The following is a 19481-nucleotide window of genomic DNA, read 5'->3' on the forward strand; positions in this document are numbered from 1 at the left end:
TGCTTAAGATAAAGTTGTATATACAACTAAAAATGAACAATTGGTTAAAGTTTCTGAAGTTTAATTAATTGCTGCATTGCAAAAAAAGTTTTCGCGGGTATGGCCGGCCCCCGGAAAATCGGGCAAGCGGGGCATTGTGCGCTGATTTTTTTGCCATAAACCAAGTCTTTCCAGGCACTCGATTACCGTTGTGCTCGCACGACGAAACTATTGTCATGTGTCAACTAACTGTAAAAAATTCAATTTTTTCATTTCGTCTTTTTCGATGTTTACGGTAGGAAAACACATGTGTGCAGATGAGGTAGCACATTCACTATCTTTCATAAGTATCTAATTTATCGATATATTTTTATTTGAGACTCCTTCAACGATATGCGCTAAGTCCTTAATTTCATTACTAAAATTCCTGTTTTGCCAATCGGAAACCGCTTGACCACTATCTTTGCTTACTCTAAAGTGGGCAACTGTGTGAAAAAGTGTGTTTTTGTGGGAATTTTTCCCTTTTCTGCGTGACGCCAAGGCGTCGCAAGCCAAGCTCAAAAAAGGTCTTCCGTGTTTCAAGGCGCGTCCGCAATCAGTCTCGATGCCAAAGGCAGGATGTCTATCCCTGCCAAGCACCGTGACGCGCTGGCGATTCAATGCGAAGGTCGCCTGACCCTGACGAAACACCCCGATGGCTGCCTGCTGTTTTTCCCCCGTCCCGTGTGGGAAAGCCACCGCCAGCAAATCGCCACCTGGCCCATGTCGGCGCGCGCCTGGCAGCGCATCTTCCTCGGCAACGCCGTTGACGTCGAGCTGGACTCGGCCGGCCGCGTGCTGATCTCCCCTGAATTGCGCAACGCCGTCGGGCTGTCGCGCGAAGTGATGATGATCGGCATGGGCAGCCACTTTGAAATATGGGATGCCGCCAAGTTGGCCGAGCAAGAACAGCAGGCGATCGATGCCGGCACCCCTGATGTACTTTCCAATTTTTCTTTCTAAGGCTCCGTAATGACACAACTCACGGTGCCGGAATTTCAGCATCGCACGGTGCTGCTCGATGAAGCGGTCGATGCGCTCGACCTGTCGGGCGACCGCGCGCACGGTATTTACGTCGACGGCACGTTTGGCCGCGGCGGGCATAGCCGTTTGATCCTGTCGCGCCTGGCTGCAGACGCGCGCCTGATCGGTTTCGACAAGGATTTGCAGGCCATCGCCACGGCCGAACAGATCGCCGACCCCCGTTTTGACATAGTCCACGACAGTTTCGCCACCATGACGGCCAGTCTGGCCGAACGCGGCGTGCGGCAGGTCGATGGCATCTTGCTCGACCTGGGCATCTCGTCGCCGCAAGTCGACGACGCGGCGCGCGGCTTCAGCTTCCGCAACGACGGACCGCTGGACATGCGCATGGATACCACGCGCGGCATCTCCGCGGCCGAATGGCTGGCGGTGGAAACCGAGCAGAATTTAGAAAAGGTGATACGCGATTATGGGGAAGAACGGTTTGCTTTTCAGATTGCAAAGGCGATTGTTGCTGGCCGGGCAGTCCAGCCAATTTCAAGCACACGACAGCTTGCCAGCATCGTGGCAGGCGCCGTCAAGACCCGCGAGAAGGGTAAGGACCCCGCTACCCGCACCTTTCAGGCCATACGCATTTTCATTAACAAAGAGCTCGAGGATCTCGAGATCGGCCTGAATCAGGCGTATGCCTGCCTGGCGCCGGGCGCGCGCATGGCCGTGATCAGTTTTCACTCGCTGGAAGACCGCATGGTCAAGCGCTTCTTCGCCTCGAAGGCGAATGTGGAGCAGCCTGACCGCCGCCTGCCGATCCGCGCCGTCGACTTGCCGCAGCCGGAGATGAAGCTCATTTCCAAGATGAAGCCGTCCGACGCCGAGATCGAGGCGAACCCGCGTTCGCGCTCGGCCGTGATGCGCGTGGCACAACGCCTGCCGCTGGCGGCACCTGCAAGCGGCGGCGCCCGATGACTGGCAAGCTCAGTGTCGTGCTGTCGGCCCTGCTGGTGTGCTGCGGCCTGTCGCTGGTGAACGCGCAGTACCAGGCGCGCCACCTGCTGATCGACCTGGAGCGCGCGCAAGCGCTGTCGCGCCAGCTCGACATCGACTGGGCGCAGCTGCAGCTGGACCAGTCCACCCTGGGCAAGCATGAGCGCATCGAATCGATAGCGCGGCGCGACCTGAGCATGACGCCGCTGACGGCGGCACGCACGCAGTACCTGACGGAGGGCGAATAATGAAGTTGGGCGGTAACAGCAACGGCCGGGTGGCGGCGTCGAAGGGCGTGCCATTCTCGAAAAACCCCGTACTGGCAGTGCGTCTGCCCGTCTGGCGTTCGCGCGTCGTGCTGTTCCTGCTGTTCTTCGCTTTCGCCGGCCTGGGCGCGCGCGCCTTGTGGCTGCAGGGCGTCTCGACGCAGTTCCTGCAAAAGCAGGGCAAGGCGCGCTATGAGCGCACGCTGGAATTGCCTGCCACGCGCGGCAAGATCACCGACCGCAATGGCCAGGTGCTGGCGTCGTCCGTTCCCGTGAAGGCCATCTGGGCCATTCCCGACGACGTGCTGCAGGCGACACCCGAAAAAATCAATGCGCTGGCCGGCCTGCTGGAAATGAACGTCAACGAATTGCGCAAGAAGCTCGATTCGGACCGCAGCTTCGTTTACCTGAAGCGCCAGGTCGAGATGGACGTGGCCGACAAGATCTCCAAGCTGGGCATCGACGGCATCGACGAACGCAAGGAATACAAGCGCTTTTATCCACAGGGCGAAGTGATGACCCACGTGGTCGGCTTTACCAACGTGGAAGACGTGGGCCAGGAAAGCATGGAACTGGCGCAGCAGAAAACCCTCGTCGGCACCACCGGCAGCCGCCGCGTGATCAAGGACCGCCTGGGCCATATCGTCGAAGACATCGGCTTCATCCACGAACCGCATGACGGCAAGGACCTGACCCTGTCCGTCGACAGCAAGATCCAGTACATCGCCTTCACGCAGCTGAAGGAAGCGGTGGAAAAGTTCAATGCCAAGGCGGGCGGCGCCGTGGTGCTCGACGTGCATACGGGCGAAGTGCTGGCCCTGGCCAATTACCCGAGCTACGACCCGAACGACCGCCGCAAGCTCACCGGCCAGCAGCTGCGCAACCGCGTCATGACCGATACCTTCGAACCTGGTTCGACCCTGAAGCCGATCACGGTCTCGCTGGCGCTCGACACGGGCCGGGTCAAGCCGGGTACCCTGATCGACACGGGTCCGGGCCGCTACACCATCGCCGACCGCACGATTACCGACACCAAGCCGCACGGCGTGATCAATGTTTCCGAGATCATCGAAATGTCGTCGAATATCGGCACCTCGAAAATCGCGCTGGGCATGCCGTCGCAGGAAATGTGGGAAATGTTTACCAAGGTGGGCTTCGGCCAGCAGCCGAAATGGGGCTTCCCCGGCGCCGTGGCCGGCCGCGTGCGTCCGTATAAGTCCTGGCGCCCGGTGGAACAGGCGACCATGAGCTACGGTAACGGCATTTCCGTGTCGCTGATCCAGCTGGCGCGTTCCTACATGATGTTCGCGCGCGATGGCGACACGATTCCCCTGTCGTTCCAGAAAGTCAATGAACTGCCTGTGGGCCAGCAAGTGATCAAGCCGAAAACGGCCGCCGAAATGCGCGCCATGCTCGAGCTGGTGGTGTCGGGCGCGCACGGCTCGGCCAAGCGCGCCCAGGTTGCCGGCTACCGCGTCGGCGGCAAGACGGGCACGGCCTACAAGGTGGAAAACGGCCGCTACGCGATGCCGCGCAAATATATCGGCTCTTTCGTGGGCATGGTGCCGATGTCGGCGCCGCGCTTCATCATTGCCGTGATGATCGATGAACCGACCGGCCCGGCCCACTATGGTGGCCAGGTTGCCGCTCCCGCTTTCGCGGCGATTGCGACCAACGCGCTGCGCGCGATGAACGTACCGCCCGATTCCTCCGTTACCGAAATCGTGGTTCCTGCCAATGCCGGTCCGGAGGCCATGTGAAGTCACTCATGACCATACAAGAAATCAGTTTGTGGATCAAAGCGGCTGCCCCGTCCGGGCAGCTGACGTCCGATTCGCGCCGCGTGCAGCGCGGCGACGTGTTTTTCGCCTATGCCGGCGCCACCCATTTCATCGCCGCCGCCATCGCGCAGGGCGCCGCCGCCATCGTGCATGATGGCGCCGACTGGGACGCCGCATGGACCGTGCCGCAGCTGGCAGTGGCCGACCTGAAACGCCAGGCCGGCCCCATCGCCCATGCGTTCTACGGCATGCCCGACAGCGCCATGTTCAGCGCCGGCGTGACGGGCACGAATGGCAAGACCTCGTGCGCGCTGTGGCTGGCGCAGGCCCTGGCGCGCCTCGGTGAAACGTCCTCCGTGATCGGCACCCTGGGCGTGGGCCTGTGCAAGCCGCGCGGCGAGATCGACTTCGACGTCACCGGCTACACCACGCCCGACGCCGTGCTGCTGGCGCGCAAGCTCGCCGCCATGCGCGACGCCGGCGCGCAAGCCGTCGCCATCGAAGTGTCGTCGATAGGTCTGGACCAGGAACGCGCGGCCGGCATGCATTTCGACGTCGCCATGTTTACCAACCTGACGCGCGACCACCTCGATTACCACGGCGACATGGCGGCCTATGAGGCGGCGAAAGTCAAATTGTTCGACTGGCCCGGCCTGAAAACGGCCGTCATCAACCTGGATGACGCCATGGGCCTGCGCCTGGCGCGCCACGTGGACGGCAAGCTGACCGGCGAGTATCCCGTCATCGGCTATACCTTGCAGGATGCGGCAGCCTTGCCCGACCTGCCGGGCGTGCTGATGCTGCGTGCCAGCCAGTTCCGCAGCCGCAATGCCGGCACCGACTTCCACCTGGAATGCCCGCTTGGCGTGGCGCTGGTCAAGACGCAGCTGGTGGGCCACTTCAATATCAGCAACGCGCTGGCCGTGCTGGGCGCCCTGCTGGCGCACGGCACCGGCCTGCGCGCGGCCATCGACGGCATCGAATCCCTGCAGCCGGCGCCGGGCCGCATGCAGCAGGTGGGCGGACAGGAAGCGCCGATGGTCGTCATCGACTATGCGCATACGCCTGACGCGCTGGAAAAAACCCTGGCCGCCTTGCGCCAGGTGGCGCAGGAACGCGGCGGTCAGCTGTGGTGCGTGTTCGGCTGCGGCGGCGACCGCGATCCGGGCAAGCGCCCGCAGATGGGCGCCATCGCGCAGCTGGCCGATCACGTGCTGGTCACCAGCGACAATCCGCGCAGCGAAGACCCGCATGCCATCATCGCGCAGATCGTCGCCGGCATGCGTGCGAATGGCCCGCAGCCGCAGGCCATCGAAGACCGCGCCGCCGCCATACTGTCGGCCATCAAGCATGCGGCCAAGCCGGATGTCATCCTGTTGGCGGGCAAGGGCCACGAGCCGTACCAGGAAATCAAGGGCAAGAAACTGCCGTTCTCCGATGCCGACCATGCGCAGCTGGCCCTGTCCGCGCGCCTGACGATGATGAGGACGAACTGATGGATAGCCTGATGCACGCAAGCCTGGCTGAACTGATGCCGTCGCTGGATGGCGCACAGCTGACGGGCGACGCCAGTTTTTCGGGTGTGTCGACCGACAGCCGCAGCGCGCCTGCCGACTCGCTGTTCGTTGCCCTGCGCGGCGAGAATTTCGATGCCCACGATTTCCTCGAGCAGGTGGCCGCCAGGGGCGTCGCCGCCGTGCTGGTCGAGCGCCTGCCGGAAGGCTGGGACAGCAGCAAGGTGCCGGCCATCGTCGCCGCCGACACGCTGGTGGCGCTGGGCCGCATCGCCAATTACTGGCGCCGCCGTTTCAGCCTGCCCGTCATCGGCGTTACCGGCAGCAACGGCAAGACCACCGTCAAGGAGATGATTTCTTCCATCCTGGCGGCGGCCTTTGGCGAAGAAGGCCGTCTGGCCACGCGCGGCAACCTGAATAATGAAATCGGCGTGCCATTGACCCTGTTCCGCCTGAGCGGGCAGCACAAGGCAGCCGTCATCGAAATGGGCATGAACCACCCTGGCGAGATCGCCCGTCTGGCCGCGATTGCCGCGCCGACCCTGGCGATGGTCAACAACGCGCAGCGCGAACACCAGGAATTCATGCATACGGTGGAAGCCGTGGCGCGCGAAAACGGCGCGGCGCTGGCCGCCCTGGCGCATGACGGCGTGGCCGTCTTCCCGCACGGCGATGAATTTACCGCCCTGTGGCGCGAGCTGGCCGGCGCGCGCACGGTCATCACCTTCGGCCTGTCGAAGGATGCGGAAGTGAGCTGCACGCACCGCGCCGCAGAGGATTTTGGCAGCGACCTGTTCGTCAGCGTGCGCGCGCAGGACGGCGGCTTGCGCCAGTTCTTCGTCGGTTTGCAGGCGGCGGGCGAACACAATGTGCGCAATGCGCTGGCCGCCGTGGCATGCGCCGTCGGCGCCGGCATCGCCATCGAACATATCAAGCAGGGCCTGGAGGCGTTCGCGCCGGTGAACGGCCGCCTGCAGAAAAAACGTGCCGCCAATGGCGCCACCATCATCGACGACAGCTACAACGCCAATCCGGATTCGGCGCGGGCAGCCATCGATGTGCTGGCGCAGGCCGCGGCGCCGCGCATCCTGGTGCTGGGCGAGATGGGCGAAGTCGGCACGCAGGGGCAGCAGTTCCACGAAGAGATCGGCGCCTACGCCGCCGCCAAAGGCATCGAACACGTGCTGGCGACGGGCGGCCTGGCGCGCCATCTGGTGAATCCGGCGCAGGCGGCCGCAAGCCAGGAATCAGGCACGGTCGTGGAGTATTTCGAACAGTTCGACGGCTTGCTGGCGGCGCTCGATGCGCATTTGTCCGGCCGTTCGGATGCAACAGTATTGATCAAGGGCTCCCGCTTCATGAAAATGGAACGGGCCGTGCAGCATTTGATTGGTTCAAACAACAAAAACAAGGAAGCTCACTAATCATGCTGCTCTGGCTCGCTCATTATTTCCAGGACGACATTGGCCCACTGCGGGTCTTTAACTTCATCACCTTCCGCGCCGTCTTCGCGACCCTGACGGCCATCCTGATCGGCCTGTGCGCCGGTCCGGCCGTGATCCGCATGCTCACGCGCATGAAGGTCGGCCAGGCCGTGCGTACGGACGGCCCGCAAACGCATCTGAAAAAACACGGTACCCCGACCATGGGCGGCGTGCTGATTCTGATCGCCATCGGCATTTCCACCTTGCTGTGGGCCGACCTGTCGAACCGCTTCATCTGGCCCGTGCTGATCGTCACCCTGGGTTTTGGCGCCGTCGGCTGGGCCGACGACTACCGCAAGGTGGTGCACCAGGATCCGGAAGGCATGCGCTCGCGTGAAAAATACTTCTGGCAGTCGCTGATCGGTATCATCGCCGCCTTCTACCTGGCGTTTTCCGTGTCCGTCTCGGAACCCGACGCAGGCCATGTGTGGAACCTGATCTACGCATGGGTGCAGTCCGGCTTTGCCATGGACCTGCCGCCCAAGGCCGACTTGATCGTGCCATTCTTCAAGACCATCAGCTATCCGCTGGGCGTCTGGGGTTTCATCGCGCTGACCTATTGCGTCATCGTCGGTACCAGCAACGCCGTCAATTTCACCGATGGTCTCGATGGCCTGGCCATCATGCCGACCGTGATGGTGGGCACAGCCCTGGGCCTGTTCGCCTACCTGACGGGTAACGTCACGTACGCGCGCTACCTGTTCATCCCGCATATTCCGGGCGCCGGCGAACTGGTGATCTTCTGCGGCGCGCTGGCCGGCTCCGGCCTGGCCTTCCTCTGGTATAACACCCATCCCGCCAAGGTCTTCATGGGCGACGTGGGCGCACTGGCCCTGGGCGGCGCGCTGGGCACCATCGCCGTCATCGTGCGCCAGGAAATCGTCCTGTTCATCATGGGCGGCATCTTCGTCGTCGAAACGCTGTCCGTGATCATCCAGGTGGCGTGGTTCAAGTACACCAAGAAGCGCTATGGCGTAGGCCGCCGCGTCTTCCTGATGGCGCCACTGCATCACCATTTTGAACAAAAAGGCTGGAAGGAGACGCAGGTCGTCGTGCGTTTCTGGATCATCACCATGATGCTGGTGCTGCTCGGCCTGACTACCTTGAAGCTGCGCTGATGATGTACGACGCTAAAACCGCACTGGTGCTGGGCCTCGGCGAATCGGGGCTGGCCATGGCCCTGTGGCTGGCCCGCAGCGGGGCTGCCGTGCGCGTGGCCGATACGCGCGAAGCGCCCGAGCGCCTGGCCGCCCTGCAGGCCGCCGTGCCGCAGGCGCAGTTCATCGCCGGCGCCTTCACGGCCGACCTGCTCGATGGCGTCGATTTCGTCGCCGTCAGCCCCGGCCTGGCGCCGGGCCGCGAACTGGCGCAGATTGCGCCGGCCGCGCTGGAAAAGAATATTCCCGTGTGGGGCGAGATCGAACTGTTCGCGCAAGCGCTGGCGTTCCTCAAGGCGGAGCGCGGCTATGCGCCGAAAGTCATCGCCATCACGGGCACGAATGGCAAGACGACGGTGACCAGCCTGGTGGGCCTGCTGTGCGAGCGCGCGGGCCTGGCCACGCGCGTGGCCGGCAATATCAGCCCGGCCGCGCTGGACGTGCTGCGCGAGGTGCTCGACGCCGCGCCCGCGCCGCAGCCTGTGTCTCAGCCTGAGAGTGACGGCGAGGACGCTGCAGAAGCCGCGGCGCCCGTCGCCGGCAACCTGCCGCAGGCGTGGATCCTCGAGCTGTCCAGCTTCCAGCTGCACACGACCTTCAGCCTGCAGGCCGATGCGGCCACGGTGTTGAACCTGTCGCAGGACCACCTGGACTGGCATGGCGACATGGCTGCCTACGCCCAGGACAAGGCGCGCATCTTCGGCGACGAGACCGTGCGCGTCCTGAACCGCGACGATGCCGCCGTCATGCGCATGGCCAATCCGCTGGCGGAGAGCATCACCTTCGGCACGGGCGAGCCGGCCGAAGTGGACAGTTTTGGCCTGGTCAATGAACGCGGCATCTTCTGGCTGGCGCAAGCCGTGCCGAGCGAAGAAGTGATCGAGAAAAAGCGCAAGAAGAACGATCCGGCGCCGGAACCGGTGCCGACGATGGCGAAAAAACTGATGCCGGCCGATGCGCTGAAAATCCGCGGCCAGCACAATGCCTCGAACGCGCTGGCGGCGCTGGCCCTGTGCCGCGCCATCGGCCTGCCGTTCGCGCCGCTGCTGCATGGCTTGCGCGAATACCAGGGCGAACCGCACCGCGTGGAACTGGTCACGGCCGTCAACGAAGTCGCATACTACGATGACAGCAAGGGCACGAACGTGGGCGCCACGGTGGCGGCCCTGTTCGGCCTGGGCAAGGCCTTCGGCGGCGCGGAGCAGCGCCTGGTGCTGATCGCCGGTGGCGACGGCAAGGGGCAGGACTTCTCGCCGCTGGCCGAACCCGTGTCGCGCTATGTGCGCGCCGTGGTGCTGATCGGCCGCGATGCGCCTGCGCTGCGCGCAGCGCTCGAACCGGCCGGCGTGGACATCATCGACTGCGCCACTTTGCCGGAAGCGGTCAAGCGCGCCAGCGGCCTGGCCCTGGCCGGCGATGCCGTGCTGCTGTCGCCGGCGTGCGCGAGCCTGGACATGTTCAAGAACTATGCGCACCGCGCGCAGGTGTTTGTCGACGCCGTGCGCGACATCGCCCTGGAAAACGGACAGGATATCTGATGGCCTTCCAACTGCCCTTCAGCTTCGGTTCCGGCTCGGCTGCCAAGCCGCTGGATAGCCGCGCGCGGCAGTCGAAAATGATGGATTACGACCAGCCGCTGGTGTGGGTGGTCCTGCTGCTCATGCTGCTGGGCATGGTGATGGTGTATTCGGCCTCGATCTCGCTGTCGGATGCGCGCAAGTTCGCCGCCTACACGAACAATTATTTTGTCGTGCGCCAGGCGCTGTTTATCGGCGTGTCGATCATCGCCGGCGCGCTGGTGTTCCGCATCCGTATCGCGACCTGGCAAAAGATGGCGCCGTGGCTGTTCATCGGCACCCTGGTGCTGCTGGTGATGGTGCTGATACCGGGCCTGGGCGTATCGGTCAACGGCGGTCGCCGCTGGCTGAATCTGCCGGGCCTGCGGCCGCAGCCGTCCGAGCTGATGAAAGTGGTGATGGTGCTGTACGCGGCCGATTACACGGTGCGCAAGCAGGAATACATGCACAAGCTGACCAAGGGCTTCATGCCGATGGCGCTGGCCGTCAGCTTCGTCGGCTTGCTGCTGCTGATGGAGCCCGACCTGGGCGCCTTCGGCGTGATCGTCTGCATCGCCATGGGCATCCTGTTCCTGGGCGGCGTCAATGCGATCTGGTTCGGCGGCATCGGCGCCATGCTGACGGCGATTTTCGTCACCATCATCGCCCTGTCTAAATTCCGCCGCGAGCGGTTTTTTGCGTATCTCGATCCGTGGCAGGAAGACAATGCGCTGAACAAGGCATACCAGCTGACGCACTCGCTGATCGCCTTCGGGCGCGGCGAACTGTTTGGCGTGGGCCTCGGCGGCAGCGTGGAAAAACTGCATTACCTGCCCGAAGCGCATACGGACTTCCTGCTGGCCGTGATCGGCGAGGAATTGGGCCTGGTCGGCGTCCTGGTCGTGATTGGCATGTTCTACTGGATTATCAAGCGCGCCTTCGACATCGGCCGCCAGGCGATCGCCATCGACCAGACCTTCGCCGGCTTGACGGCGAAAGGCATCGCCATCTGGATTGGCGTGCAGACGTTCATTAACATGGGCGTGAACCTGGGCCTGCTGCCGACCAAGGGCCTGACCCTGCCACTGATGAGCTATGGCGGCACGGGCGTATTGATTAACTGTATCGGCCTGGCGATTTTGCTGCGCATCGATTATGAAAACCGGATCCTGATGCGTGGGGGCCGGCTATGAGCAACGTGACGAATTTGAATCCGACTAAACGACTGATGATCATGGCGGCCGGCACCGGCGGCCATATTTTCCCTGGCCTGGCGATTGCGCAGACGATGCGCGCGCGCGGCTGGGAGGTGAGCTGGCTGGGCACGACCCACGGCATGGAGCAGGAGCTGGTGCCGAAGAGCGGCATCCCGATGGACGCCATTGCGTTCTCGGGCATGCGCGGCAAGGGCCTGGCGCACACGCTGAAGGGCGGCTTCAAGATGCTGGCCAGCTTCTTTGCCATCCGCCGTTTCATCGCCAGCCGCAAGCCGGACGTGGTGATGGGCATGGGCGGCTACGTCACCGTGCCGGGCGGCCTGATGGCGCGCCTGAAAGGCGTGCCGCTGGTGCTGGTCAATGCCGACGCGGCGCTGCTGCTGTCGAACAAGACCCTGGTGCCGCTGGCGCAGAAAGTGTGTTTCGGTTTTCCCGCCGACTTCGGCAACGCCGCCGGCAAGGCCGTCGTCACGGGCAATCCCGTGCGCGCCGAGATCCTGGCCATGGCGCCGCCGGCGCCGCGTTTCGCGGGACGCAGCGGACCGCTGCGCATCCTGGTGGTGGGCGGCAGCCTGGGCGCGAAAGCGCTGAACGACAACCTGCCCGCCGCGCTGGCGCTGATGCCGGAGGGCGAACGCCCGCTGGTGACGCACCAGTCGGGCAAGAAGAATATCGACGCCCTGCATGCCGCCTATGCGCAGGCGGGCGTGCAAGCCAATGTGGTCGACTTCATCGACGACATGGCCAGGGCCTATACCGAGGCCGACCTGGTGATCTGCCGCGCCGGCGCGATCACCCTGTCGGAACTGACGGCGGCCGGCGTGGCCAGCGTGCTCGTGCCGCTGGTGGCGTCGACCACCAGCCACCAGCGCGACAACGCGCAATGGATGGCGCAACAAGGCGCGGCGATTCACCTGCCGCAGACGGAAATGAGTGCGGCGTCGCTGAGCGCCTTGCTGGCGTCGCTGGACCGCGACAGCTGCCAGCAGATGGCGCAGGCGGCACTGGCAGCAGGCAAGCGCGACGCCAATGAGGCGATCGCAAACGTATTGGAAAAACTGGCATGAGGTTAGCTCTGTGAAGCATAAAGTAAACAATATCCACTTTGTCGGCATTGGCGGCAGCGGCATGAGCGGCATCGCCGAAGTGCTGGTCAACCTGGGCTACAAGGTGTCGGGCTCCGACCTGGGCAGCAATGCGGCGACGCAGCGCCTGGCGAGCCTGGGCGCGACCGTCATGCTCGGTCACGCGGCTGAAAATATCGGCGACGCCGATGCGGTGGTCACGTCGGGCGCCGTCCCGCAGGACAATCCTGAAGTGGCGGCAGCGCGCGCGCGCAAGATCCCGCTGGTGCCGCGTGCCGTGATGCTGGGCGAGTTGATGCGCCTGAAACGCGGCATCGCGATCGCCGGCACGCACGGCAAGACCACCACCACCAGCCTGGTGGCGTCGGTGCTGGCGCAGGGCGGCCTCGATCCCACCTTCGTCATCGGCGGTCGCCTGACCAGCGCCGGCGCGAATGCGAAACTCGGCTCGGGAGACTACCTGGTGGCCGAAGCCGATGAATCGGACGCCTCGTTCCTGAACCTGACGCCGATGATCGAAGTGATCACGAATATCGACGCCGATCACATGGACACCTACGAGCACGATTTTGAAAAGCTCAAGCAGGCGTTCGTGCAGTTCACGCACCGTTTGCCGTTCTATGGCCGCGCCATGCTGTGCATCGACGATCCGCACGTGCGCGCCATCATCCCGTCCGTGACCAAGCCGGTCACCACCTACGGTTTTGCGGAAGACGCGCAAGTGCGCGCCATCAATGCGCGCGCCGTAGGGCTGGAAATGCATTTCACCGTGCTGCAGGAAGGCTATCCGGACCTCGACGTGGTGCTGAACCAGCCTGGCATGCACAATGTGCAGAATGCCTGCTCGGCGATCGCCATCGCGCGTGAAATCGGCATCGCCGATACCGCCACGCAGCAGGGCCTGGCCGAATTCTCCGGCGTGGGCCGGCGTTTCACGCGCTATGGCGACGTGGCGCTGCCGAACGGCGGCAGCTTCGCGCTGGTCGACGATTTCGGCCACCACCCTGTGGAAACGGAAGTAACCCTGGCCGCGGCGCGCGCCGCCTACCCGGGCCGCCGACTGGTGCTGGCTTTCCAGCCGCACCGCTACAGTCGCACGCGCGATCTGTTCGAGGATTTCGTCAAGGTGCTCAGTGCACCGGACGTGCTGCTGCTGTCCGAAGTGTATGCGGCGGGCGAAGCGCCTATCGTCGCCGCCGACGGCCGCGCACTGGCGCATGCGCTGCGCGCGCGCGGCAAGATCGAACCGATTTTCGTCGAGTCCATGAAGGACATGGCCGACACCATCATGAGCGTGGCGCGCGACGGCGACGTCGTGCTGACCATGGGTGCGGGCTCCATCAGCGGCATCCCGCAACAACTGACTACGTATCAATCCAACACTGTAAAGGCCTGATGTGAACCAAGCTTCAGCTATCGACGTAAAACAATTGGGCAAGGTCGGCGTCCTGTTCGGCGGCCGCTCGGCCGAGCGCGAAGTGTCGCTGATGTCCGGCGCGGGCGTGCTGGCCGCATTGAAAAGCCATGGCGTGGATGCGCATGGCTTCGACACGGGCGAACGCAGCCTGGCCGAACTGGCCGCCGAGAAATTCGACCGCGTCTTCATCGCGCTGCACGGCCGCTTCGGCGAAGACGGCAGCCTGCAGGGCGCGCTGGAACAGCTGGGCATTCCCTACACGGGCAGCGGCGTGATGGCCTGCTCGGTGGGCATGGACAAGGTCTACACCAAGATGATCTGGCTGATGCACCAGTTGCCGACGCCCAAGTACGCGGTGCTGAACGACAGCTCCGACCTGGCCAAGGTCGCCGCGGAACTGGGCTTGCCGCTGATCGTCAAGCCGCCGCATGAAGGTTCGAGCATCGGCATCACGACGGTCAACGAAGCGTCGGCCTTCCAGGCCGCCTATGACATCGCCGCCGGCCTCGATGATTCGGTGCTGGCCGAGGAATTCATCAAGGGCCGCGAATTCACCGTCGCGATCCTGGGCAAGGGCGCCACGGCGCGCGCGCTGCCGCCGATTGAAATCGTCGCCCCGCAGGGCAATTACGACTATCAGAACAAATACTTCACGGACGATACGCAGTATTTCTGCCCGCCGCAGCTGGACCAGGCGATCATCGTAGAGATGGAGCGTATCGCCCTGGAAGCCTACCGCGCCCTCGGCTGCGAAGGCTGGGGACGGGTCGATGTGCTGATGCGCGCGGCCGACAGCAAGCTGTTTTTGCTGGAGGTGAATACCTCGCCGGGCATGACGGGCCATTCGCTCGTGCCGATGGCGGCGCGCGCGGAAGGCACCAGCTATGAAGACCTGTGCCTGGAAATCGTCGCCGGCGCAAGCCTGAAAATGCACAAGGGAAAACGCTGATATGTGGCATGACGCTAAAAGCCTGAATACGACTGCCAACGGCTTGCTGGCCGCGGTGCTGGTCGTGTGCGTGGCGGCCGGCGTCTGGTGGGTGTCGCAGCGCCCGATGTTCGACCTGCGCAGCATCAAGGTGGAAAGCGCGGACGACAAGGGCCTGCGCCACGTGAATTACCTGACCCTGCGCAGCGGCACGCTGGGGCGCATCAAGGGCAATTTCTTCACGACCAACCTGGAAAGCGTGCGCGGCGTGTTCGAATCGGTGCCCTGGGTGCGCCGCGCCAGCGTGCGGCGCGAGTGGCCCAACCAGCTGATCGTGGCGCTGGAAGAACATGAGGCGCTGGGTACCTGGGGCGAGGATGGACGCCTGCTGTCGGTCAAGGGCGACGTGTTTACCGCCAATGTGGCCGAGGCCGAGGATGACCATGAGTTGCCCGCGTTTTCCGGCCCCGATGGCAGCGAGAAGGAAGTGCTGGCTACTTACGTGCAGCTGGAAAAATGGTTCGCGCCGCTGAAGATGGTGCCCGAGACCCTGTCGCTGTCGAGCCGCTATGCGTGGACCGTGAAACTGAATAACGGCATGAGCGTGGCGCTGGGACGCGAGCAGAATCATACGACCCTGAAGGCGCGGGTCGACCGGCTGGTGGGTATCTACCCGCAGCTGGCGAGCCGGCTGGAAAATATCGACACGATCGATATGCGCTACCAGAACGGCTTGGCCCTCAGTTCCGCAGGCCTGGTGATACCGGCCGAAGGCAAGGATGGCAGGCCGGCAGCAGCGATCAGGAAGAAAAATGGCAGTCCGATTAAAAAACCGACTTAACCGAATAATCAATTAACGAATAGCCCATACATTAGGCGACAGAAATGACAAAAGACGCGAAAAACCTGATCGTCGGCCTCGACATCGGCACCTCGAAAGTGGTGGCGGTGGTAGCCGAAGTGATGTCCGACGGGCGCCACGAAGTGATCGGGCTGGGCCAGCACGAATCGAAGGGCCTGAAAAAAGGCGTGGTGGTCAATATCGAGGCCACGGTGGAGTCCATCCAGCGCGCGCTGGAAGAGGCCGAGCTGATGGCCGACTGCAAGATCCGCAATGTCTACGCGGGCATCGCGGGCAGCCATATCCGCAGCTTCAATTCCAGCGGCATGGTGGCCATCAAGGACAAGGAAGTGACGGCGACCGACGTGGCGCGCGTCATCGAGACGGCAAAAGCGGTTAACATTCCGACCGATCAGCAATTGCTGCACACGGTGCCGCAAGAGTTCATCGTCGACAGCCAGGAAGATGTGCGCGAGCCGATCGGCATGAGCGGCATCCGCCTGGAGGTGAAGGTGCATATCGTCACCGGCGCCGTGTCGGCGGTGCAGAACATCGTCAAGTGCGTGCGCCGCTGCGGCCTGGAAGTGTCGGACCTGATCCTGCAGCCGATGGCGTCCGCCGATGCGGTGCTCACGCCCGATGAAAAAGAGCTGGGCGTGGTGCTGATCGACATCGGCGGCGGCACGACCGACGTGGCGGTATTCTCCGATGGCGCGATCCGCCATACGGCAGTCATTCCCATCGCCGGCGACCAGATCACCAACGACATCGCCATGGCCTTGCGCACCCCGACCGCGGAAGCGGAAGAAATCAAGATCCGCTATGGCGTGGCCAAGCAGGTCCTGGCCGATCCCGGCGAATCGCTGGAAGTGCCAGGCCTGGGCGACCGCGGTCCGCGCAACCTGTCGCGCCAGGCGCTGGCGGCAGTGATCGAACCGCGCGTCGAAGAGCTGTTTGCGATGGTGCACCAGGTGGTGCGCGAATCCGGTTACGAAGGCGTGCTGTCGTCGGGCATCGTGCTCACGGGCGGCACTTCCATCATGCCCGGCATGGTGGAAATGGCGGAAGATATTTTCCTGAAACCGGCGCGCCTGGGCACGCCCGAGTATCGGGGACAGCTGGCCGACGTGGTGCGCAGTCCGCGCTATGCCACGGTGCTTGGCCTGCTGCTGGAAGCGAAGAAGCAATACCTGCGCGGCCACATCGTGACGCGTCAGGACGGCTCGGTGAAGGCAGTCTGGCAGCGCATGAAGGAATGGTTTTTAGGGAATTTTTAAGGGCGTGCTTCTGGCCCGGCATGACAGGTTTTTTGGCAGCATCGCAGGTAAACACACATAAACTTAATTTTATATTTAACCGCAGTTTTCAATCTCCAGTTCTCCTACCAATATGAGGCCTGGCGCTTGGAAACCGCATCTGATAGGAGCACATCATGGAGTTCGATATGGTCGATAACACAGCTTTAGGTACCGTCATCAAGGTCGTCGGCGTCGGCGGTGCGGGTGGCAATGCAGTCCAACACATGATCAACAAAGGCATGTCGGGCGTGGAGTTCATTGCCGCCAATACCGACGCACAGGCCCTGTCGACATCGAAGGCCCACAACATCATCCAGATCGGCGATACGGGCCTGGGCGCCGGCATGAAGCCGGCCGTGGGCCGCCAGCTGGCCGAAGAATCGCGCGCGCGCATCGCCGATTCGCTGCGCGGCGCGCACATGGTCTTCATCGCTGCCGGCATGGGCGGCGGCACGGGCACGGGCGCGGCGCCTATCGTCGCGGAAGTGGCCAAGGAACTGGGCGCGCTGACGGTGGCCGTGGTCTCCAAGCCATTTTCGTACGAAGGCCAGAAGTGCATGGACATCGCCGACGAAGGCCTGGAGCAGCTGTCCCTGCACGTCGATTCGCTGATCATCATCCTCAATGAAAAACTGGAAGAGATCTACGAAGACGAAAGCATGCTGGAATGGATGCAGCATGCCGACGATGTGCTCAACAACGCGGTGGCCGGCATCGCCGAGATCATCAACGTGCCGGGTCATATCAACGTCGACTTCAACGACGTGAAAACCATCATGGGCGAGCAGGGCAAGGCCATGATGGGTACGGCGACCGCTTCCGGCGTCGACCGCGCGCGCATCGCCGCCGAACAGGCAGTCGCTTCGCCGCTGCTGGATGGCATCGATCTCTCCGGCGCGCGCGGCGTGCTGGTCAACGTCACGGCCAGCCGTGGCTTGAAAGGTAAAGAGATCAAGGAAGTCATGGCTGCCGTGCGCGCGTTTGCCGCGCCGGACGCGTCGATCGCGCAAGGTATCGCCTACGACGACGCCATGGGCGACGACATCCGCGTGACCGTGGTGGCCACGGGCTTGGGCCGCGCCAAGAAAAACATCCAGCTGGTACCGCAGCAAGTGCTGCGCACCGGTACCCACAACAGCCCGTTGACTCCATCGGCTGCCATGGGTAGCGCGCAGGCGGCGGCGACGACGGTTGGCGTGGCTACGCCGGCTGCCGGCTTCGACGGCATGAAGGCGCCGGCAGTATGGCGCCGCGAATCGGCTTCCGAGCAGGTGCGTGCGATGGAAAAGAATGGCATGGAGACGTACGATATCCCCGCGTTTCTGCGCAAGCAGGCCGACTAAGGTGATCTGATGTCAGCAACGATGACGGCGGCCTGAGGGCCGCCGTTTTTTTATCCGTTTTCTTGATGTTTGCCTTTGCCTTCCTGGCCATTTTCTGCACAAATACGGCAAGTCAGGCATACTATCGCGCTGAGCCAGCATAAGTCATCTTCGAGAAATCACCATCATCGATTGGGGATGACTTTACGCTAGCCGAACCAGATCACGGGCGCTGTCCACTCCATGGAGTTGGCAGCGCCTTCAACCGACAGTACACAAGGAGTCAACATGACCATCAAGATCGGCGACACACTGCCAGAAGGCACCCTGGCCGAATTCATCGAAAGCGAAACCGAAGGCTGCGCACTGGGCCCGAACACGTTCAACGTGCAAGACCTGGTCAAAGGCAAGAAGATCGCCATCTTCGGCCTGCCGGGCGCCTACACCCCGACTTGCTCCGCACAGCACGTGCCGGGCTACGTGCAGCACGCTGCCGACCTGAAAGCCAAGGGCGTCGATGAAATCTGGTGCATCTCCGTCAACGACGCGTTCGTGATGGGCGCCTGGGGCCGTGATCAGAAAGCCACCGGCGTGGTGCGCATGATGGCTGACGGCAATGCCGCCTACAGCAAGGCGCTGGGCCTGGACGCCGACTTCAGCAAGTTCGGCATGGGCACGCGCTCGCAGCGCTACTCGATGCTGGTCGACAATGGCGTCGTGACGCAATTGAACGTCGAGCAGGGCGGCAAGTTTGAAGTGTCGAATGCGGAAACGCTGCTGGGCCAACTGGCTTAAGCGCTACTCGCTTGCATGATAACGGCGCCATCGGCGCCGTTTTTACGTTTACTGTACCGACGGCTTGGTGGCCTCGAACATGGCCGCATCGATGCTGAACGAGTAATCGTCCTGCAGCGCGAAATACCGGCGCGCTTCCTCGGGCGTGCCGTCGAACAGGTTGCGGATGGCGGCCACTCGCTCGCCCGGGGTGCGCATGCGCGCCGTCCATTCGTCGAACCGCATGGTCAGCTTCCACACGCTGCGCAGCTGGTGCGTGAAACCGGCGTTGTCGAACTTGGCGCCCCATTCGCAGGCGCGGTAGTTGCGCACGTGCGAAGCGTCGCGCAGCATTTCCACGGCTTGCAGGGTGGTGTCGTACAGGGCCGTCTTCGGCGCCACGATGTCGACCACCAGCAGGGTGCCGTTCGGACGCAGCACGCGCCACGCTTCGGTCAGGGCGCCGGCCACGTCGTTCCAGTGGTGGGCGGAAAAGCGCGTCACGACCATGTCGAAGCTGGCGTCGGCAAACGGCAGGCTGGCCACGTCGCCGCGTTGCGTGCGGATATTGGCTAAGCCGCGCTGCGCCCTGGCGTGGTCGACGACGTCGAGCATCGGCTGCGCCAGGTCGTAGGCGACGACGGAGGCGGCCACGGGGGCGACGGCAAAGCTGGCGTGGCCGGCGCCGCAGCCCAGGTCCAGGACGGTGGGCTTGCCATGGCGGCGCGCGCATTCCTGCATCAGCACCAGGTCGGCGCCCTGCGCGTGGATTGCGCTGCTCAGGTAGGCGTTGGCGGTCTTGCCGAATTGTTCGGCGACAACATCGTGCTGCTGCATGGTTTTCTCCGGTTCGTG

The 19481-nt window shown here is 63.3% G+C and carries 17 protein-coding genes; 16 read left to right on the forward strand and 1 reads right to left on the reverse strand.

Annotated features, from left to right (window positions below; translation table 11 throughout):
* Nucleotides 1-552 precede the first annotated feature (552 nt).
* The 16 genes from mraZ to AC1RDJ_RS20645 all read left to right on the forward strand — a co-directional run bounded on the left by mraZ (nt 553) and on the right by AC1RDJ_RS20645 (nt 18647).
* Nucleotides 553-981 carry a division/cell wall cluster transcriptional repressor MraZ gene (mraZ, locus tag AC1RDJ_RS20570; protein ID WP_071325291.1) on the forward strand — a complete coding sequence of 143 codons (429 nt, stop codon included), beginning with the start codon at nt 553-555 and terminating at the stop codon, nt 979-981.
* Nucleotides 982-990: 9 nt separating this feature from the next.
* Nucleotides 991-1968 carry a 16S rRNA (cytosine(1402)-N(4))-methyltransferase RsmH gene (gene rsmH, locus AC1RDJ_RS20575; protein ID WP_071325290.1) on the forward strand — a complete coding sequence of 326 codons (978 nt, stop codon included), beginning with the start codon at nt 991-993 and terminating at the stop codon, nt 1966-1968.
* Entirely contained in the window at nt 1965-2234 is a 270-nt protein-coding gene (ftsL, locus tag AC1RDJ_RS20580) for a cell division protein FtsL (protein ID WP_071325289.1), read from the forward strand. The genes rsmH and ftsL overlap by 4 nt, the downstream gene beginning before the upstream one ends.
* Entirely contained in the window at nt 2234-4012 is a 1779-nt protein-coding gene (locus tag AC1RDJ_RS20585; RefSeq protein WP_071325288.1) for a peptidoglycan D,D-transpeptidase FtsI family protein, read from the forward strand. Before ftsL ends, AC1RDJ_RS20585 begins: the two co-directional genes overlap by 1 nt.
* A gap of 8 nt (nt 4013-4020) precedes the next feature.
* On the forward strand, nt 4021-5529 hold the full coding sequence (locus tag AC1RDJ_RS20590; protein WP_493028528.1) for a UDP-N-acetylmuramoyl-L-alanyl-D-glutamate--2,6-diaminopimelate ligase: 1509 nt from the start codon (nt 4021-4023) through the stop codon (nt 5527-5529).
* A gap of 11 nt (nt 5530-5540) precedes the next feature.
* The gene (locus AC1RDJ_RS20595; RefSeq protein ID WP_493028558.1) at nt 5541-6971 is read left to right on the forward strand and encodes a UDP-N-acetylmuramoyl-tripeptide--D-alanyl-D-alanine ligase; all 1431 of its coding nucleotides are present in this window, start codon (nt 5541-5543) and stop codon (nt 6969-6971) included.
* Nucleotides 6972-6973: 2 nt separating this feature from the next.
* Nucleotides 6974-8149 (forward strand): phospho-N-acetylmuramoyl-pentapeptide-transferase, encoded by a 1176-nt coding sequence (mraY, locus tag AC1RDJ_RS20600; protein WP_071325286.1) that lies wholly within the window; start codon nt 6974-6976, stop codon nt 8147-8149.
* Nucleotides 8149-9726: a UDP-N-acetylmuramoyl-L-alanine--D-glutamate ligase gene (gene murD, locus AC1RDJ_RS20605; RefSeq protein ID WP_493028529.1), complete on the forward strand. Its 1578-nt coding sequence runs from the start codon at nt 8149-8151 to the stop codon at nt 9724-9726. The genes mraY and murD overlap by 1 nt, the downstream gene beginning before the upstream one ends.
* Nucleotides 9726-10937, forward strand: a complete 1212-nt coding sequence (ftsW, locus tag AC1RDJ_RS20610) for a putative lipid II flippase FtsW (RefSeq protein ID WP_071325284.1) — start codon at nt 9726-9728, stop codon at nt 10935-10937. The genes murD and ftsW overlap by 1 nt, the downstream gene beginning before the upstream one ends.
* Nucleotides 10938-10972: 35 nt before the next feature.
* A complete protein-coding gene (murG, locus tag AC1RDJ_RS20615) occupies nt 10973-12028 on the forward strand; it encodes an undecaprenyldiphospho-muramoylpentapeptide beta-N-acetylglucosaminyltransferase (protein WP_071326694.1) in 1056 nt (351 codons plus the stop codon).
* Nucleotides 12029-12038: 10 nt separating this feature from the next.
* Entirely contained in the window at nt 12039-13442 is a 1404-nt protein-coding gene (gene murC, locus AC1RDJ_RS20620; protein ID WP_071325283.1) for a UDP-N-acetylmuramate--L-alanine ligase, read from the forward strand.
* A 1-nt stretch (nt 13443) separates the two neighbouring features.
* Nucleotides 13444-14412 carry a D-alanine--D-alanine ligase gene (locus AC1RDJ_RS20625; protein WP_493028530.1) on the forward strand — a complete coding sequence of 323 codons (969 nt, stop codon included), beginning with the start codon at nt 13444-13446 and terminating at the stop codon, nt 14410-14412.
* A 1-nt stretch (nt 14413) separates the two neighbouring features.
* Nucleotides 14414-15232: a cell division protein FtsQ/DivIB gene (locus AC1RDJ_RS20630; RefSeq protein ID WP_071325281.1), complete on the forward strand. Its 819-nt coding sequence runs from the start codon at nt 14414-14416 to the stop codon at nt 15230-15232.
* A gap of 44 nt (nt 15233-15276) precedes the next feature.
* Entirely contained in the window at nt 15277-16509 is a 1233-nt protein-coding gene (gene ftsA / locus AC1RDJ_RS20635) for a cell division protein FtsA (protein WP_010394955.1), read from the forward strand.
* Between the two features lie 155 nt (nt 16510-16664).
* Entirely contained in the window at nt 16665-17873 is a 1209-nt protein-coding gene (gene ftsZ, locus AC1RDJ_RS20640) for a cell division protein FtsZ (protein ID WP_436501024.1), read from the forward strand.
* 267 nt (nt 17874-18140) lie between these two features.
* Nucleotides 18141-18647, forward strand: a complete 507-nt coding sequence (locus tag AC1RDJ_RS20645) for a peroxiredoxin (protein ID WP_071325280.1) — start codon at nt 18141-18143, stop codon at nt 18645-18647.
* A 48-nt stretch (nt 18648-18695) separates the two neighbouring features.
* On the opposite strand, the gene AC1RDJ_RS20650 is transcribed toward AC1RDJ_RS20645, so the two are convergent.
* Nucleotides 18696-19463 carry a class I SAM-dependent methyltransferase gene (locus AC1RDJ_RS20650; RefSeq protein ID WP_493028559.1) on the reverse strand — a complete coding sequence of 256 codons (768 nt, stop codon included), beginning with the start codon at nt 19461-19463 and terminating at the stop codon, nt 18696-18698.
* Between the last annotated feature and the right edge of the window lie 18 nt (nt 19464-19481).

The sequence above is a fragment of the Janthinobacterium sp. GW822-FHT07H10 genome (assembly GCF_058798675.1).

What these genes read in the sequence shown, in the direction of transcription:
- ftsW (WP_071325284.1), top strand. Translation starts at nt 9,726, where the DNA reads ATGGCCTTCCAACTGCCCTTCAGCTTCGGTTCCGGCTCGGCTGCCAAG.
- AC1RDJ_RS20645 (WP_071325280.1), top strand. Translation starts at nt 18,141, where the DNA reads ATGACCATCAAGATCGGCGACACACTGCCAGAAGGCACCCTGGCCGAA.
- AC1RDJ_RS20630 (WP_071325281.1), top strand. Translation starts at nt 14,414, where the DNA reads ATGTGGCATGACGCTAAAAGCCTGAATACGACTGCCAACGGCTTGCTG.
- rsmH (WP_071325290.1), top strand. Translation starts at nt 991, where the DNA reads ATGACACAACTCACGGTGCCGGAATTTCAGCATCGCACGGTGCTGCTC.
- ftsZ (WP_436501024.1), top strand. Translation starts at nt 16,665, where the DNA reads ATGGAGTTCGATATGGTCGATAACACAGCTTTAGGTACCGTCATCAAG.
- ftsL (WP_071325289.1), top strand. Translation starts at nt 1,965, where the DNA reads ATGACTGGCAAGCTCAGTGTCGTGCTGTCGGCCCTGCTGGTGTGCTGC.
- murG (WP_071326694.1), top strand. Translation starts at nt 10,973, where the DNA reads ATGATCATGGCGGCCGGCACCGGCGGCCATATTTTCCCTGGCCTGGCG.
- AC1RDJ_RS20595 (WP_493028558.1), top strand. Translation starts at nt 5,541, where the DNA reads ATGCACGCAAGCCTGGCTGAACTGATGCCGTCGCTGGATGGCGCACAG.
- AC1RDJ_RS20585 (WP_071325288.1), top strand. Translation starts at nt 2,234, where the DNA reads ATGAAGTTGGGCGGTAACAGCAACGGCCGGGTGGCGGCGTCGAAGGGC.
- mraY (WP_071325286.1), top strand. Translation starts at nt 6,974, where the DNA reads ATGCTGCTCTGGCTCGCTCATTATTTCCAGGACGACATTGGCCCACTG.
- murD (WP_493028529.1), top strand. Translation starts at nt 8,149, where the DNA reads ATGATGTACGACGCTAAAACCGCACTGGTGCTGGGCCTCGGCGAATCG.
- AC1RDJ_RS20590 (WP_493028528.1), top strand. Translation starts at nt 4,021, where the DNA reads ATGACCATACAAGAAATCAGTTTGTGGATCAAAGCGGCTGCCCCGTCC.
- ftsA (WP_010394955.1), top strand. Translation starts at nt 15,277, where the DNA reads ATGACAAAAGACGCGAAAAACCTGATCGTCGGCCTCGACATCGGCACC.
- AC1RDJ_RS20650 (WP_493028559.1), bottom strand. Translation starts at nt 19,463, where the DNA reads ATGCAGCAGCACGATGTTGTCGCCGAACAATTCGGCAAGACCGCCAAC.